Raw genomic sequence first — 14,908 nt, 5'->3', positions numbered from 1 at the left:
CATGTCCGCAACCTCCGGAGACTCGATGTCGCCCCAATTGGGCTTCACATGAGTCGTTCGTTGTCACAAAGGCCCCGGATTGGTGCTGTGACGCAGGGCACAGTCGACGGCGGCGGTGCATTGCAGTTCGCCGGCGCGCACAGCCGCGTTGCGCAAGAGGTTCAGGACTCGACCAAGCCGCCAGGGCTATGGCGCCGAACAGTTCCTGACGAACTGTTCGCCGCACAAAGTCTTGGAGTGCCCATGAACATGACTGCCATAGCCCAGCGAATCGGGGCCGTGTCCGTAGCTACCGGTGCGCTGTTGATATCGGCTTCCGTCTCCGCCGGAGCGGCCGCACCGCAGGAAGCGGCAGGCTCGCCGACGTACTCAGCGCGATCGAACCAGCCCGGCGCCGAGCCCACGCTGTCCGGGGCATACACGGCCGCGTACCGAGGAGTCCAGGGAGGCAACTTCTGCCTGCTGTCCGCCTGTTCGGTCGGCGGGCATTCCTCCGGTGGTCAGAACGCCGGCCCCAGCAACACACAGGGCTTCAACCTCTGCCTGCTGTCCCGTTGTGGCGTCCGCCCCTGAGCGTGGCGCTGCGAGGCCATCTCGGTCGCGTGCGGACGGACAGATCGAGCCAGGATGGTGAGCCCGCGCTGATTCCCTCCTGGCTCAACGGGCGAACGCGCCGCGATCGGCCTCCGGTGCGGTGGAGCGTGCTACACCCTGGGCCGACGAGTGTGCACGATCGCCCCGGGCGCCACGGGCTTCATAGCGTCACGGCCATGGAACGAACCCGCACATCGAGTAGTTCGCGCACGGATCTCGCCTTGTTCCTGGTGATCAGTTTTGTCGGAGCGTGGGTCGCGATGGCCCCGCTCTGGCTCGACGGTCTCCGCCGGGCCGGTCCCGGGCAGGGGACGCCGCGGCTCGCGGCGGTGTGCATGATCCTCATGATGCTGGTGCCGGCGCTGACCGCCTTCGCTCTCACCGCACGTCACTTGGGGGCGCGCGAGGCAGTGCGGTTACTCGGACTCACCAGGGCCACACCGTGGCGGCACGAGATCCGCTGGGCCATGACCGCGCTCACGATCCCGCTCTGTCTCACAGCCGCCGGCCTGGCACTGGCCACGTTCGCCGGCTGGTATCTCCCCGAGCGCCTGCCGGGGCCCGCCACGATCGCGCCGCTCGTGCTGAGCGCACTGGTGTCGCTCCCGCTGTACTTCGGTGAGGAACTCGGGTGGCAGGGCTATCTATTGCCTCGCTTGCTGCGCCACGGCAGAATGCGCGGCCTGCTGATCGGCGGCGCCGTCTGGGGTGCGTGGCACGTGCCGATGACCGCGCTCGGCGGGAGCTACCCGGGCCATCCGGTACTGCTGGGCATACCTGTCGCCGTCGTGACCGCCATGCTGCTCGGTACGGTGATCGCCGCCGTCCGGCTGGCCTCGGGGTCGGTGTGGGCGGCCGTGGCGGCACATGTGTCGCTCAACGAGTTCGCCCTGCCGCTGACCCGCCACATCTCGGATCGTCTCGTCGACCCGTTGTTCGCAGGGCCGCTGAGTATGTCGACATGGCCGGCGAGTGGCCTTGCCGTACTGGGCGTCTGGCTTGTCTGGCGGCGGCGTGACGTACCGGGCAATGGGGCAGCGGACACGTCCACCGGCGGGAAGGGCGTCGCCGGGCCCCCGCCGCCGGCCGGTACATGAGTCAGCCGACTTGGACGAGCTCGAGGTCAGCCGGATCCGCCGTGAAGATCTCTTCGATCGCCAGCCCGAACACCGCGGAGAGCCGCATGGCAATCTTCAAGGTCGGCTCGTACCGGCCGTTCTCCAGCGAAACCACCGTCTGACGCGACACGTTGATCCGCTTCGCCAACTCGGCCTGGCTCCAGCGGCGTTCGGCACGCAGTACGGGTAGCCGATTGGAGATCATGCCTTCTCACCGCTGGGACGTCCCCATGTGAACGCGATGACCCACACCAGGACGGCTGCGGCGGCCGGCATCGCGGCCGTCAGCCTTGGCAGTCCGGCGAACGCCTCCAGGAGTGCGTACGCGAGTCCGGCGACGGTGATGATGACTACGGTCACCATCGATGCCCGGGCCGCGTCCTGACGCTCCACGCCCTCGGTGTCTCCGCGCAGCATCGCCCTCACCGTCGTCCCGACCAGCGAGAGCAGTCCGCTGATCGCGACGAGGGCCAGCGTCCATCCCGCCCACGGCGGCAGCTCGTCCAGCGCGTACAGCACACCGGCTGCCACCGCTCCGGCGAGGAAAGCCGTTGTGCCGGCGACCACCAGCACCCACTCACGCAAACTCAGTTTCGTCATGACCGTGAAAGTACAGTCAGCTGGTCTATATGGCAAGCTAGCTTGTCACGTGGAGTTGGCGCGGCTCTGCTTCGGATGTACGTCCTCCACAGAGGTCTGCACACAGGTCTCCGCAGGTGCGCCGTCGGCGTGTGCCTCGTTCATCCCGTGCCCCGGGATGCCGCGATCCAGCGGGCGATCTCCGGCACGGAACGCTGAAATGCCTCGAAGTGACTGGCTGTTCCTTGGTCGGTGACTTCCGCGCGTGCCCCGTGTTCGGCCAACTGCCTCCGGCAACTGTGGGTGTTGGCGATCGGGACGTCGGTGTCCCCGGATGACGTGTACAGCCGCACGGGCACCGACGGCGACCACTTGCAGGTGGTGTCGTTGGTGCGGAGCATCTTCAGGAAGGCGCCCGTGGGGTGGCTGATGCGGTGGGCCCAGGTGTCGGTGAGCAGTTCCGGCACCGTCTTCGGCAGCTTCCGTTCGATCTCCTCGCCTTTGTGCTCACTGTCGAAGAGCTCGTCGGCGAAGTCCGCGTAAGGGGAGCGGAAAACGTCAGCAGGCGCGTCGTAGAGCGGGTGAAGCCGATTCTGGGCCGTGAGGAGGTACGTCACGTAGGCCACGGTCGTCGCATCGGTCGGGCCGTCGTCGATGCTGCGCATGCTGGCCTCGAGATCGTAAGGGCCGCTCACCGGCGCCAGTCCGCGTAGCCGCCACAAGCCGCTCGACTTCTCGCTCAGCGCCCGTCCCATGGCCATGGCCACCTGCCCGCCCTGGGAGAAGCCGGTGCTGAATACGTCGCCGTTCAGCGACCTGTGCAGCAGTGATGCCGCGTAACGGGCCGCCCGCAGCATGTCCATGGAGGCGGAGACGGCCGACTCGGTGTCCAGATACGGGTGCCTTCGGGGGCCCTTGCCGAGGCCGAGGTAGTCCGGCGCGACGACGGCGCGGCCGCCCGAGGCGAACAGCGCCGCTACCGCCCGGTCGAGGCCAGCGCCCTCGACCGAGGGCGCGTCGCCGCGGTGCGCCAGTGTGCCGTGGCTGTGCAGCACCGTGGTCAGCCGTCGGGTGTCGCTGCTGGGAAGGGTCAACAGCCCGGTGGCCGTGGTGGGTCGGCCTTCCGGAGTGACGGTCCGGTATGTCAGACGGTACGCCGCCACACCGTGCCGTGCGGTGTCCGCGCCGCCGGGGACGAACTGCTCGACCGCGCGAGCGACCTGACCTGGGTCCTGCCGTTCCAGCGGGGTGACGGACACCAGCGATCCGCGCCCGGACTCGGCGCGCGGCGCCGTATCGGTGCCGGGGGCAGGCTGGTCGTCGGCGGCGACCGCGCCGCCGACGGTGGCGAGCAGGGCGACGGCGACCAGTGTGCTGAGCGTGCCGCGCCGGCTCCGACGAGCGGGGGCTGTGAACGACGTGTGGCGAAGTCCCATCATGAAACCGACGCTAGCCCGGCCGGCGCCGCGACGACGGCCCGTCGGCCCCCGGATGACCCTGAAATGCCCCCCGCTCGTAGGGAGGAGCACAACGGCTCGCGCTACATCCTTCGATGCAGTGGCGGAGGATCGTGCTGGGGTGGCCGGATCGAGGCTCCCCATGTGCGAGCAGCAACCCGGAGCCGGTCGCCGTCCGCCCGCCGGACGCCTTTGATCGTCGCGGGAGGTGTGCCCTCTTCGAGGTCAGCGCCGTGCGCTGCGGCAGCCACACCATCAGGGTCGCGCCGAGACGACCCCGCACGGTCGCCACCGGGACAGCTTTCGCCCCAGGCCGGTGCCGCCGGCAGGGACAGGCCGAGCACCACATTCGAGGACGTACCCGATGACTACCGCGAGCCGGAACGATGTCGCCCTCACGACGGATGAGGGTGGCGGCGAGGAACATACGCGCGGGTGCCGCCACCGATCGGCGCGGTAAAGCTCTCCAGCGGTGCCGGCACCGTGGTCTCGTCGGCGCCGCCCTGTTCGACTGCTTCGCGCAGTCGGTGAAGGCCGCGTCGTGTGTGGCTCTTGACCGTGCCCAGCGGCATGCCGGTGCGCTCGGCGATCTGAGCCTGTGTGAGGTCCTGGTAGAAGGCCAGGCACAACACCGCGCGCTGGCTGTACGGAAGCCGGGTGAGTGCGTCGAGCAGCACCACACGGTTCAACACCTCGTCTCCCGCGCCTTCGTCGTGCGTCCGAGAGCCCGCATCGTGGGAGACCGTGTCGATCAGGGTCAGGCGCCTCGTCCGGGCGGCGAGGGCGTCGACGATCTTGCGGCGGGCGATGCCGACGAGCCAGCCGCCGAGTGGCCCCTTCTCGGGGCGGTAGCCGTTTCGGCCGCGCCAGGCGCCGAGGAATACCTGCTGCGTCACGTCCTCGGCCTCGTGTGAGTCACCCAGCGAGCGCGCGGCCATGGCGTGGACCAGCGAGCCCCAGTGCCGGTAGACGGACGCGAACGCGTTCGCGTCGGCCGCCAGGAAACCACGGGCCAGTTCGACCTCGTACCGGCTCCCCGGTGCGGGGGGAGAGAGCACGTGAGTGTGGTGCGTGTTCGTGGTCATCGCCTCGCTCCTCCTGCCGTCTGCGCTGTCGCGGATGGTGGACCGTCGCGCAGAGGGGTGGGGGCGGCGTCGAGCGCCTCCACCGGCTCGGCTCGGCTCGTGAGATCCAGTCTTGTTAAACGGGAACGACGCCGACAACATGCATCGTTTGTGCGTCGTAAGCTGGCCGCGTGGAAGCGGGTGTCGATGCGAGCGACGAGGCGTGGGTGCGACACAGCGGCGGGCTGACCACCGGCGAAGTGGCGCGGCGTCTGGGCGTGGCGCCGACGACCGTCCGTTCCTGGGATCGCCGCTACGGAGTCGGACCTGCCACGCACACCGGTGGCCGACACCGACGCTGGACGCCCGAGGACCTGGCGCGTTTGGAGCGGATGTGCGCTCTGACCGGAACCGGCCTGCCGCCGGCCGAGGCCGCGCGAATGGCGCTCGAGGATTGCGACGCGGGGACATCGCCACGCGGACAGGCTCCCGCGTTCGTCCCGCGGCCGGTGGCCCGCGCGCGCAACCGAGCCGCAACCGGATTGGCGCTCGGCGACGCGCGCCAGGAGTGCAGGGGGGTCGCCCGCGCAGCCCTGCGGCTCGACGCCGCCGGCCTGGATGAGCTGCTCGCAGGAGCGATCGAGCAGCACGGCCTGGTCGCCGCCTGGACCAAGGTGATCATGCCGACGCTGCAGGCGGTCGGCCGCAAGTGGGAGACATCGGGGGAGCGGTACGTCGAGGTCGAGCACTTCCTGTCCTGGCATGTCTCCGGCACGCTGAGGCGCCACGCGCCGCAGGCACCGGCCGATCGTCCCGGTGCAAGCACCGTGCTCGCGTGCGCGCCCGCGGAGAACCACACCCTGCCGCTCGAGGTACTGGCCGCCGCACTGGCCGAACGGGGCCTGCCGATCCGCGTGTTCGGCGGCTCGCTGCCCGTGGAGTCCCTCGTCGTCGCGGTCCGCAGGACCGGTCCGGCCGCGGTGGGGCTGTGGGCCCAGTCCCGCACCACGGCCAGCCGCCCTCTGGCCCAGCACGTCGCGGCCATCGAATGGGGGGTGCGTGGTGCCCGCAGAAAGCCGCTCGTCCTCACCCTCGGCCCGGGCTGGGCCGGGCAGACCACACCCGGGTTGCCAGACCCACCAGGGTTGGCGGAGGCCGTCGCGGCGATCGAATCCGCGGTGCGGGGGTGATGCCGTGCCGCACGTCGGGTACACAGGGGTGGTGCCGGCCGCCGCGGACAAGTCCCGAAACTGCATCCGTGCGTCCAGGGCGGACGGAACACACCATCGACGAGAAGAGCCGATGATCCCCCGGTGAGAGGGAGTGGAGTGTGGATCTCAACGCCGAGCGCGCGCTGACGGCCGCCACCGCCGGTTCCCCCGGCGGTGCGCTCATCGCCGAGCCGGCCTTGGCGGTGGCGGCGAGCCCGCCGGGCCCACGGGACGAGACGCCCCAGGCATCGCCCGGAACGTCCAGGCCCACCCAGACGCTCCGGCCGGCCTGTGCATCATCGCTGACCACATCCCGGAACACCGCCCTGCCGTCAGCGTCCGCCAACCGCCGGGCCGCGCTCACCGTCGCGTGTAGTGCTCCGGACGGAGCGCCCTTCTTCGAGCGGCCCGCCAGGTGAGCCGACAAGCCCGTACCTCAGCGGAGTCCTGCGACGTGGTCATCGTCGGCGGCGGCGCGGCCGGACTCAGCCTCGCCCACCGGCTGACCGCACCCACCTCGCCCACCGTCACCCTCGTCGAGGCCCCCGACGGACCCCTGCGTCCCCCCGAACGCACCTGGTGTTACTGGGCCGATGACACCTCCGACCTCGACGAGGCGGTCAGCGCCTCCTGGGCCAGGCTGCGCGTGCACGGCACCGATGGCCGCGCGGTCACCGTTGACCCCGCGCCGCTGACGTACCGCATGCTGCGGTCCACGGACTTCGAACGGCTGGTGCGCTCCCGGCTCGACGCCTGCGGCGTACGCGTCCTGCGCGCGACGGCCGACACGGTGCGCGACACGGCCGACGGCGCGGAAGTGCACTGCACGAGCGCCGACGGCACGACGCTGTCGCTCCGCGCGCGACAGGTCTTCGACTCCCGGCCGAGGCGCACCCTGCCGCCCGCCCGGACACGACTCCTGCAGCACTTCCGCGGCTGGTACGTGCACACCGGGACGGACAGGTTCGATCCCGAGGTCGCCGACCTCATGGACTTCCGGGTGCCGCAACCGCGCCATGGGCTCGCCTTCGGCTACGTACTGCCCCTGTCGCCCGACCGTGCGCTCGTCGAGTACACCGAGTTCTCGCGGACGCCGCTGACCACCGAGGCGTACGAAGCCGCCCTGGTGCGCTACTGCCGCGACACCCTGCGGCTCGACGGCTACACGGTCGACTCGGCGGAGCAGGGCGTGATTCCCATGACCGACGCGCACTTCGCCCGACGGGCCGGACCGGCCGTCCACCGGATCGGAACCGCCGGCGGAGCCACCAGGCCGGCGACCGGCTACACCTTCGCCGCCGTGCAGCGCCAGAGCAGGGCGATCGCTTCCGCCCTGCTCGCGGGACGCATGGCGGCGCCCCCGCCCCACGGGCGGCGGGCGCTCGCCATGGACGCCGTGCTGCTGCGAGCCCTCGACACCGGCCGCATCAACGGCCCCGACTTCTTCACGGACCTGTTCCGCCGCGTCCCGCCCGAACGACTGCTGCGCTTCCTCGACGGTGACACCTCGCTGTGGGAGGAATGGAGCATCGGACTGCGTACCCCCGTGGGACCCATGCTCCGAACCGCCGTCGAACTGCCGTTCCTGCCCCGCCGTTCGCCGTCCGCCCCATCAGCCGGAGAAAGCCGCCGATGACACTGCTCCGCGACCAGGATCTGGCACGCGCCTTCGACCACGCCTCACACACCTACGATCGGCTGACCGCCCTCAACCCCGGCTACCGCACCGACCTGCTGCGTTCGGCGCGACGCCTCCAGCTGCCCCGGGCAGGCGCCGGTCTGCACGTGCTGGACCTTGGCTGCGGCACCGGCACGTCCACCCGTGCGCTCCTCCGAGCCGCGCCCCGAGCCCGGATCACGGCCGTCGACGCCTCCACCGGCATGCTGCGCCGCGCACGGGCCAAACCCTGGCCCGCTCACGTGCAGTTCCGGCACCAGACAGCCGAAGAAGTGGCCACGACGACGGAAGGGGCGTACGACGCGGTGTTCGCCGCCTACCTGTTCCGCAACGTCACCGACCCGGACCGCGTGCTCAGAGCCGTCAGATCGCTGCTGCGACCGGGCGGCCGGCTCGCCGTCCACGAATACAGCCTCAGCGGCTCCGCCACCCACCGTGCTCTGTGGACGGCCGTGTGCCACGGCATCATCATCCCCGCGGGCTCATTGAGCGGCGACCAGAGTCTCTACCGGCACCTGTGGCGCAGCGTCCTCGAGTTCGACACCGCTCCCGCCTTCACCGACCGCCTCACGGCTGCGGGCTTCACCGGCGTACGGGCCGCCCCCGTCGCCGGATGGCAGACCGGCATCGTGCACACCTTCCTGGCCTCGCAAGGCGCCGCCACCCGACAGCCCGCGGACGCCCGATGAGCGCCGGCCGCCGGACCGCCCGACGAGGACGGGACCGAAAGGCGGAGACCATCGTGCCCCCGCCGGGGCGAGAGCGTTTCGACCCCTGGGACGCACCCCGCGTCGCCGTCGCCGGCGGCGGGATCGCCGGGCTCGCGGCGGCCACCCTGCTGGCCGAACGAGGCGCCCGCGTCACGCTCTACGAACGCGAGGAGGCACTGGGCGGACGCCTCGCCGGCTGGCGCACCCGGCTGTCCGACGGCTCCCAGGTGACCATGAGCCGCGGCTTCCACGCCTTCTTCCGTCAGTACTACAACCTGCGCGGACTGCTGCGGCGCACCGATCCCGGACTCGACCGCCTCCGGCCGCTGCCCGACTACCCGCTGCGGCACAGCGGCGGACTGACCGACAGCTTCGCCCGCGTCCCGCGCACACCACCGCTCAGCGCACTCGGCTTCGCCGCCTCGAGCCCCACCTTCGGATGGCGCGACCTCGCCTCGATAGACGCCCGCGCGGCACTCCCGCTCCTCGACGTCCGCGTGCCCGCGGTGTACGACCGCTTCGACGACATGAGCGCCACGACGTTCCTGGAACGCGTCCGCTTCCCCGAAGCCGCGCATCACCTCGCCTTCGAGGTCTTCTCCCGCAGCTTCTTCGCCGACCCGAGCGAACTTTCCGCCGCCGAACTGCTGCTCATGTTCCACATCTATTTCCTCGGCTCGGCGGAGGGGTTGCTCTTCGACGTACCGAACGAGCCTTTCCCACAAGCCCTTTGGGAGCCGCTCGGCGACTACGTCCAGCGCCTCGGCGCGGACATCCGCACCGGCACACCACTGCGCGGCGTACACCCCGACGACGCCGGGGGAGTGACGGTGCGCACCGACAACGCCCTCGACCAGTACGACGCCGCCGTGCTCGCCCTCGACCCCGGAGCGCTGCGCGACGTGATCGCCGCGTCACCCGACCTCGGCACCGCCTCCTGGCGCGACGACGTCGCCCATCTGGCAACCGCCCCGCCGTTCCTCGTCTCCCGGCTCTGGCTCGACCGGCCGGTCCGCGCCGACCGCCCCGGATTCCTCGGCACCAGCGGCTACGACGGCCTCGACAACGTCAGCGTCCTCAACCACTACGAGGAGGAGGCCGCACGCTGGGCCTCCCGCAACGGCGGCGCCGTGGTGGAACTGCACGCCTACGCGGTCGCCGCGGGATCGGCACCCGAGACCGTGCAGAACCGCCTGATCGAGAGCCTGCACCGTGTGTACCCGGAGACACGAGAAGCCCGGATCCTGGACTCCCGACACGAATGGCGAGCCGACTGCGCCTTCTTTCCGGTCGGATCCCACGCCCGGCGGCCAACGGTGCGCACTCCCCACCCGAGGATCACCTTGGCAGGAGACGCAATCCGCAGCGACCTGCCCGTGGCGTTGATGGAACGCGCCGCCACCACCGGCTTCCTGGCGGCCGGAACCCTGCTCACAGAGTGGGGCGTACGCGCACAGACTCTGTGGACGGTTCCCCGAGCCGGCCGTTCCGCGGCGCTACGCGCCCTCAGCCGAATCGAGAACCGCTGAGAACTGCGGGACACTCCGCGCCGCAGTCACCCCGGGAATCGGCCCACGCTGCGAAGCGCCCAGCGCCGCTCCGCGTAGGCGAGATCGTCACGCCACAGCCTGCCCGCGGTCCGGCGCATCAGGGGTCGCAAGACGGGCGCCACGGTCTGTGCCAGCGCGAAGCCACGGCGGTCCGAAGCGGCGATGACGGCCTCGATCACGGCGGTCCGTGGCCGACCGTCAGACGCCCCGGTCAGGGGCGTGGCATGCGTCTCCACCACCGACGTGGCGCCCTCGCCCTCAGTGATGCGCATGATCACCGTACGAGGGCCCGGAGCGCTGAACTCCGCCTGGACCGGCACTACCAGACGGTCAGTCACCCGGAAGGAGACGTCGACGACGAACACGTCGTCCTCCTCACCCACCGGTGGCCGCTTCACCGTCAGGTCGACGAAGGAGTAGGGGTGGAACCAGGAACCGTGCCACGGGTCGAGCCGGTTGGCGACCACGTCCTGCGGCTCGCAGCGCCCGACGGCGGTGAACACGGCGTCCACCGAGCCGCCCGCCTTCGGCCGCACCGGCACCATCGGGCGCTGTGACGGCTCTTCGCCACCGACCGAGTCCAACCGCACCCAGACCAGGACACCGTCGTCGTGCACCGGGTAGGGGCTCCACCCCCCGAACGACCCACCGTCCAGGGCCAGTCCGTGCCAATGGCACACCAACGTCCCGCACACCACCCGGCTGTCCCGCAGAGGTGCACCGAGATGCGGGCAGATCCCCGGACCCGCATGCAGCGTGCCGGTCTCCGTGCGCCACAGCACGATCTCCACCCCGCCCACCGTGCGGCCGCAGGGTCGGCCCCCGGCGCGCACGTCGCGGGAGGCCCCGACGACGTACCAGTTGCCGCAGGGGCGGGCAGTGGCCCGCTTGAGCGCGTCGGCGATCAGAGCTGGGCGGGCCTCCCGCCACGTCGGTGTCTGGCTCGCCCAGTCCGACCGCCGTCGCCTGCGCAAGGGCGGTGTCCAACGGGCCCGGTTGGCTCGCTCACTCACTTGACTGGTCCCTTCCACCGGAGCGGGGCGACGGCGGTGCGGTGCGCACGACGCTCGATGCGGGCGGCACGCCATCGTGCGCGGGCGATCTGGGCGACTCCGGCCGCTGCCGTCGCTGCGCGCCGCCCGCGGGAGACCACCGCACGGCGTTGCAGGACCGGGTACCCCTGATCCGCGATGGCGTCGAGGATCCCTCCGTAGAGAGTGAACGCGGTGCGAATGCAGGGGCGCGTTTGTGGGTCGAGCATGGGGATGCCTGCTTCCGCGGTCAGATACACCCTCCTCGTCAGGTTCTCCGCGGCCGCGAAGGCCGCGGAGATGCGCCGGTCGGTACGGCCCGTGCGGCGGCTCCACTCCAGCAGCGGCCGGTCCACGCCGTGCGCGGCGAGCAGATCGGCAGGGAGGTAGACGCGGCCGCGGTCCAGGTCCTCGCCGACATCCCGCAAGAAGTTGGTGAGCTGGAAGGCCACCCCGAGTGCCGCCGCGTGCGGTGCCGCCTCCTCGCGGGGGACGACGGTTCCGAGGACGGGCAGCATCTGCAGCCCGATCACCTCGGCCGAGCCGTGCATGTAGCCCCGCAGGTCGGCGTAGGTCGGGTAGTCCGTGACGTGCAGGTCACTGCGCATCGAGGCCAGGAAGTCCGCGAACAGCGAGTGTCCGATGTCGTACCGGGCGGCGGTGTCGGCGACCGCCCTGACGACCGGCTCCTCACCCGCTCCGGTGCGCAGCCCGTACGCGAGGTCGCTCTCCAGACGCCGCAGCAGATGGTCGCGTTGCTCGAGGGATCGGCTCCGGTCGATTTCGTCCACGATGTCGTCGGCCCAACGGGCGAAGCCGTACAGAGCGTGCACGGCGGGTCTGCGCTCCACGGGAAGCAGCCGGGTGGCCAGGAAGTAGCTCTTGCCGTGGAGGGCGTTGAGTCTGCGGCACTCGGCGTAGGCGGCACGCAGCGCGGGATCGGTGATGCCTGCCGCATCCAGTTCACGACGGGTCATGAGAGTCCTCCGCGGTCGATGGCACCGCGCGCTGCCGGACGCGCCCGCACCCGACGCTCGACGGGAGCCCCACCCGTGACGCGTGCTGCTGCGAGCTTGCCGCTGATGAGCACCGTCGGCACACCGACACCGGGGGTGGTGCCGCAGCCCGCCAGCACCACGTTCTCCAGCCCGCGGACCATGTTGCGCGGGCGGAACGGACCCGTCTGAGCGAAGGTGTGGGACACCGAGAAGGGGCTGCCCGCCGTATGCCCCTGCGCCGCCCAGTCCAGCGGAGTCACCAGCAGTTCCTCCTGCACACTGGCCGCGAACCCGTCGAGCCCGCGGCGCTCCAGCTCGCGCACCAGGCTGTCGCGATAGCGCGGCCCCAGATCGCGCCACTGAGCACCCGAGGGGCCCAACTCGGTGTTCGGGCAGGGCGCCAGGATGTAGTGCAGATGCCTGCCCGGCGGAGCCAAGCCCGGATCATGCGCGGTCGGCCGAGTGATCAGCAGAGACGGGTCGCTCATCAACTCGCCGGTGCGGGTGAGTTCCTCGAAGGTGCGCTCCCAGGCGGCTCCGAACGACAGGGTGTGGTGGGCCAGTCCGGGCCAGGTGCGGTCCGTACCGGCATGCAGGACCACGGCGGACGGTGAGTGGCGCAGCCGTACGGGGCGCTGGGGCGCTCGTCCCAGGAGCCGGTGTGCAGCGGGCAGTTCGGACGTCAGGACCACGGCGTCACAGGGAACGCGTTCGCCGGAGGCCAGCTGGACGGCACCGACGCGGCCCCCCGACCGCTCCATCGCGGTCACCTCGCTCGACCAGCGGAACTCGACCCCCGCGGCGGCCGCCGCGTCCGCCATGCCACGGGGCAGCGCGTGCATGCCGCCCTTGGGGAACCAGACGCCGGCCACGGTGTCCATATAGGCGATCACCGCGTACGCCGCGAGTGCCCTGGCCGGGGCGACGCCGGCGTACAGAGCCTGGAAGGAGAAGACCCGGCGCAGACGGGAGTCGGTGAGGAAGCGGCCGATCCGCCGGTCCAGACGGCCAAAGCCGCCCAGTGCCGCCAGCCGGGCCAGATCAGGGTGCAGCAACTGGAAGGGCGAGTCGAAGTTCGTGTCGATGAACCGCCGCATCTGAGCCCGGTACAACTGCTGCAGCCACGTACGCAGTTCGCGGTAGCCGGCGGCCTCGGACGGTCCGGCGAACCGCCTGACCTCGGCCTCCATGGCCTCGCCGTCGGTATGCACGTCGAGCGAGCTGCCGTCCGCGAAGCAGGCTCGGTAGGCGGGATGCAGGGCGGTCAGCTCGACATGGCGGTCGAGGCGGTCGCCCACGGCTGCGAACGCCTCGTCCGCCAGGTGCGGCATCGTCAGGACCGTGGGTCCCGTGTCGAGTTCGTAGCCGCCCAGGCGAGCGCGGCCCGCCCGGCCGCCCGGGCCGTCGTCCCGTTCGACGACCGTCACGCGGCGGCCGGCACCCCGCAGATGCAGAGCACAGGCCAGACCGGAAAGCCCGGCGCCCACCACGACCACGTGGTCCGTGACACCCGGAACGGTCCTCACGCCGCCTCCCCGGTCGGACGTGGCGCGACGCCGGAGGCCATCTCGACCAGTGCCGCGTACTCCCGTCGCAGCGCAGGGGTGGCGCCGGTCCGATCGAAGTGCCGCAGGCTCGTCGCGGCGAGCTCAGCGATCTCCGACTCGACGACGGACCGGGCTCCCGTCCGCTCCAGTGCCGTACGCATCCGGCGCACCGTCTCGTCGGATACGGAGGGCGAACCCGGGGCGAGCAGTTCCGCGGCCTCTTCGTCACCGGAGGATTCGGCCAGCCGGGAGCCGACGGCGAGCAGGTAAGTGAGCTTGCGGGTGCGGAGGTCGTCGTCGACCGGCTTGCCGGTCAGGTCCGGGTCACCGAAAGTGCCGAGCACGTCGTCGCGGAGTTGGAACGCGAGGCCGGCACAACGCCCCGCGGAGCGCAGCGCGTTCAGCGCAGCGCTGTCCGCGCCGGCCAGGGACGCACCCAACGTGAGCGGTCGCTCGACCGTGTACAAGGCGCTCTTGAGGGTGGCGATGACGACCGCCTCGTCGACGCCGGACGCGCCCGTGGCCTGCGCGCGAATGTCCCGGTACTGTCCGGCGACCATCTCGGTCCGCATGGCCTGCCACTCGCGGAGCAGGTCCAGGCCGTGCGGCGAACCCAGCGCCGTCTCGGTCAACAGGTCGTCCGCCCAGGCCAGGGCCAGATCTCCGGCGAGTATGGCCGCCGAGGTCGCGAACGTCTCGGGCGGCCCCGTCATACGGTCGGCCTGGTGCATGCGCGCCATTTGTACGTGCACGGCCGGCGCGCCGCGACGTACCGGCGATCCGTCCATCACGTCGTCGTGGATGAGCGCGCAGGCCTGGACGAGTTCGAGGGCAGCACCGGTGCGCAGGACGGCCCTGGCGTCCCCCGATCCGCCGGAGGCACGCCATCCGCACCACGCGAACGCCGTGCGCAGGCGCTTTCCGCCGTGCAGGACCAAAGAAGCGACACGGTCAGCGACGTCGCGGGCGAACACCGGGTCCACCGCGCGGGCGTGCCTCATCCCCTCGTCGAGGATGCGCTCGAGCTCCGCCTCCACCGCCCGGGCCGCGTCACGGCCGGTGAGCGGGCCGTCGACCGGCCTGACGGGTTCGGTCACGGTGAGCCGTAGTCCCAGCATGCACAACCCTTTCTCGCTCTCCTGCAACTCCATTGCTTCGGCCGGGTGCCCCTGTCTGGATGCGCTGATCCCTGTCCGGCGTCGCGGACCTCCGGAGGCTCACTCCGGCGGCCCGCCATGTGCAGCGTCATGGCGGTGCGCCCTCCCTGCCGCAAGGAGCGTCGCGATCCGTCGGCCGCGCCGCGCCCCTCGGCAGGAGTCCGCCCGCCGCGGCGGATCACGGCTCCGCCAGTCGGCCCACGACGCGAGAAGC

The 14,908-nt window shown here is 71.2% G+C and carries 14 protein-coding genes; 6 read left to right on the top strand and 8 right to left on the bottom strand.

The genetic code is table 11. The features are described from left to right. The first annotated feature begins 249 nt into the window (after positions 1-249). Complete coding sequence (locus DSC45_RS29580; RefSeq protein ID WP_240434918.1) at positions 250-573, top strand: hypothetical protein; 324 nt, start codon at positions 250-252, stop codon at positions 571-573. Between the two features lie 197 nt (positions 574-770). Beyond that, complete coding sequence (locus DSC45_RS29575; RefSeq protein ID WP_119295058.1) at positions 771-1,691, top strand: CPBP family intramembrane glutamic endopeptidase; 921 nt, start codon at positions 771-773, stop codon at positions 1,689-1,691. Between the two features lies 1 nt (position 1,692). Here the strand turns inward: DSC45_RS29575 and DSC45_RS29570 are convergent, their stop codons facing one another. The 4 genes from DSC45_RS29570 to DSC45_RS29555 all read right to left on the bottom strand — a co-directional run bounded on the left by DSC45_RS29570 (position 1,693) and on the right by DSC45_RS29555 (position 4,833). After that, positions 1,693-1,917, bottom strand: a complete 225-nt coding sequence (locus DSC45_RS29570; RefSeq protein ID WP_240434917.1) for a helix-turn-helix transcriptional regulator — start codon at positions 1,915-1,917, stop codon at positions 1,693-1,695. Continuing rightward, entirely contained in the window at positions 1,914-2,312 is a 399-nt protein-coding gene (locus tag DSC45_RS29565) for a hypothetical protein (RefSeq protein ID WP_162929382.1), read from the bottom strand. The genes DSC45_RS29570 and DSC45_RS29565 overlap by 4 nt, the downstream gene beginning before the upstream one ends. 140 nt (positions 2,313-2,452) lie before the next feature. Beyond that, entirely contained in the window at positions 2,453-3,730 is a 1,278-nt protein-coding gene (locus DSC45_RS29560; protein WP_240434916.1) for an alpha/beta hydrolase family protein, read from the bottom strand. Between the two features lie 413 nt (positions 3,731-4,143). After that, positions 4,144-4,833, bottom strand: coding sequence for an RNA polymerase sigma factor (locus tag DSC45_RS29555; RefSeq protein WP_119295055.1), 690 nt, complete (start codon positions 4,831-4,833; stop codon positions 4,144-4,146). 170 nt (positions 4,834-5,003) lie between these two features. Between DSC45_RS29555 and DSC45_RS29550 the strand changes: the two genes are divergently transcribed. From DSC45_RS29550 to DSC45_RS29530, 4 genes are all read left to right on the top strand, one after another. After that, entirely contained in the window at positions 5,004-6,002 is a 999-nt protein-coding gene (locus tag DSC45_RS29550; RefSeq protein WP_119295054.1) for a MerR family transcriptional regulator, read from the top strand. Positions 6,003-6,438: 436 nt separating this feature from the next. Continuing rightward, complete coding sequence (locus tag DSC45_RS29540) at positions 6,439-7,659, top strand: lycopene cyclase family protein (RefSeq protein ID WP_119295052.1); 1,221 nt, start codon at positions 6,439-6,441, stop codon at positions 7,657-7,659. After that, positions 7,656-8,390 (top strand): methyltransferase domain-containing protein, encoded by a 735-nt coding sequence (locus DSC45_RS29535; protein ID WP_119295051.1) that lies wholly within the window; start codon positions 7,656-7,658, stop codon positions 8,388-8,390. Before DSC45_RS29540 ends, DSC45_RS29535 begins: the two co-directional genes overlap by 4 nt. Then, entirely contained in the window at positions 8,387-9,940 is a 1,554-nt protein-coding gene (locus DSC45_RS29530) for an FAD-dependent oxidoreductase (protein WP_119295050.1), read from the top strand. The genes DSC45_RS29535 and DSC45_RS29530 overlap by 4 nt, the downstream gene beginning before the upstream one ends. Before the next feature lie 26 nt (positions 9,941-9,966). On the opposite strand, the gene DSC45_RS29525 is transcribed toward DSC45_RS29530, so the two are convergent. The 4 genes from DSC45_RS29525 to DSC45_RS29510 are packed head-to-tail and all read right to left on the bottom strand — an operon-like array spanning position 9,967 to position 14,655. After that, complete coding sequence (locus tag DSC45_RS29525) at positions 9,967-10,974, bottom strand: DUF5914 domain-containing protein (RefSeq protein WP_240434915.1); 1,008 nt, start codon at positions 10,972-10,974, stop codon at positions 9,967-9,969. Next, positions 10,971-11,969, bottom strand: coding sequence for a phytoene/squalene synthase family protein (locus tag DSC45_RS29520; RefSeq protein WP_119295048.1), 999 nt, complete (start codon positions 11,967-11,969; stop codon positions 10,971-10,973). Before DSC45_RS29520 ends, DSC45_RS29525 begins: the two co-directional genes overlap by 4 nt. After that, positions 11,966-13,516 (bottom strand): phytoene desaturase, encoded by a 1,551-nt coding sequence (locus DSC45_RS29515; protein WP_119295047.1) that lies wholly within the window; start codon positions 13,514-13,516, stop codon positions 11,966-11,968. Before DSC45_RS29515 ends, DSC45_RS29520 begins: the two co-directional genes overlap by 4 nt. Next, on the bottom strand, positions 13,513-14,655 hold the full coding sequence (locus tag DSC45_RS29510) for a polyprenyl synthetase family protein (RefSeq protein WP_162929381.1): 1,143 nt from the start codon (positions 14,653-14,655) through the stop codon (positions 13,513-13,515). The genes DSC45_RS29515 and DSC45_RS29510 overlap by 4 nt, the downstream gene beginning before the upstream one ends. Positions 14,656-14,908 lie beyond the last annotated feature (253 nt).

The sequence above is a fragment of the Streptomyces sp. YIM 130001 genome (assembly GCF_003574445.1).
Classification (GTDB): domain Bacteria; phylum Actinomycetota; class Actinomycetes; order Streptomycetales; family Streptomycetaceae; genus Streptomyces.
This window is presented reverse-complemented; position numbering and strand designations above follow the sequence as displayed.

Coding starts and splice junctions, on each gene's coding strand:
- DSC45_RS29555 (WP_119295055.1), bottom strand. CDS start 4,833: ATGACCACGAACACGCACCACACTCACGTGCTCTCTCCCCCCGCACCG.
- DSC45_RS29510 (WP_162929381.1), bottom strand. CDS start 14,655: ATGCTGGGACTACGGCTCACCGTGACCGAACCCGTCAGGCCGGTCGAC.
- DSC45_RS29530 (WP_119295050.1), top strand. CDS start 8,387: ATGAGCGCCGGCCGCCGGACCGCCCGACGAGGACGGGACCGAAAGGCG.
- DSC45_RS29520 (WP_119295048.1), bottom strand. CDS start 11,969: ATGACCCGTCGTGAACTGGATGCGGCAGGCATCACCGATCCCGCGCTG.
- DSC45_RS29575 (WP_119295058.1), top strand. CDS start 771: ATGGAACGAACCCGCACATCGAGTAGTTCGCGCACGGATCTCGCCTTG.
- DSC45_RS29565 (WP_162929382.1), bottom strand. CDS start 2,312: ATGACGAAACTGAGTTTGCGTGAGTGGGTGCTGGTGGTCGCCGGCACA.
- DSC45_RS29535 (WP_119295051.1), top strand. CDS start 7,656: ATGACACTGCTCCGCGACCAGGATCTGGCACGCGCCTTCGACCACGCC.
- DSC45_RS29580 (WP_240434918.1), top strand. CDS start 250: ATGACTGCCATAGCCCAGCGAATCGGGGCCGTGTCCGTAGCTACCGGT.
- DSC45_RS29560 (WP_240434916.1), bottom strand. CDS start 3,730: ATGATGGGACTTCGCCACACGTCGTTCACAGCCCCCGCTCGTCGGAGC.
- DSC45_RS29570 (WP_240434917.1), bottom strand. CDS start 1,917: ATGATCTCCAATCGGCTACCCGTACTGCGTGCCGAACGCCGCTGGAGC.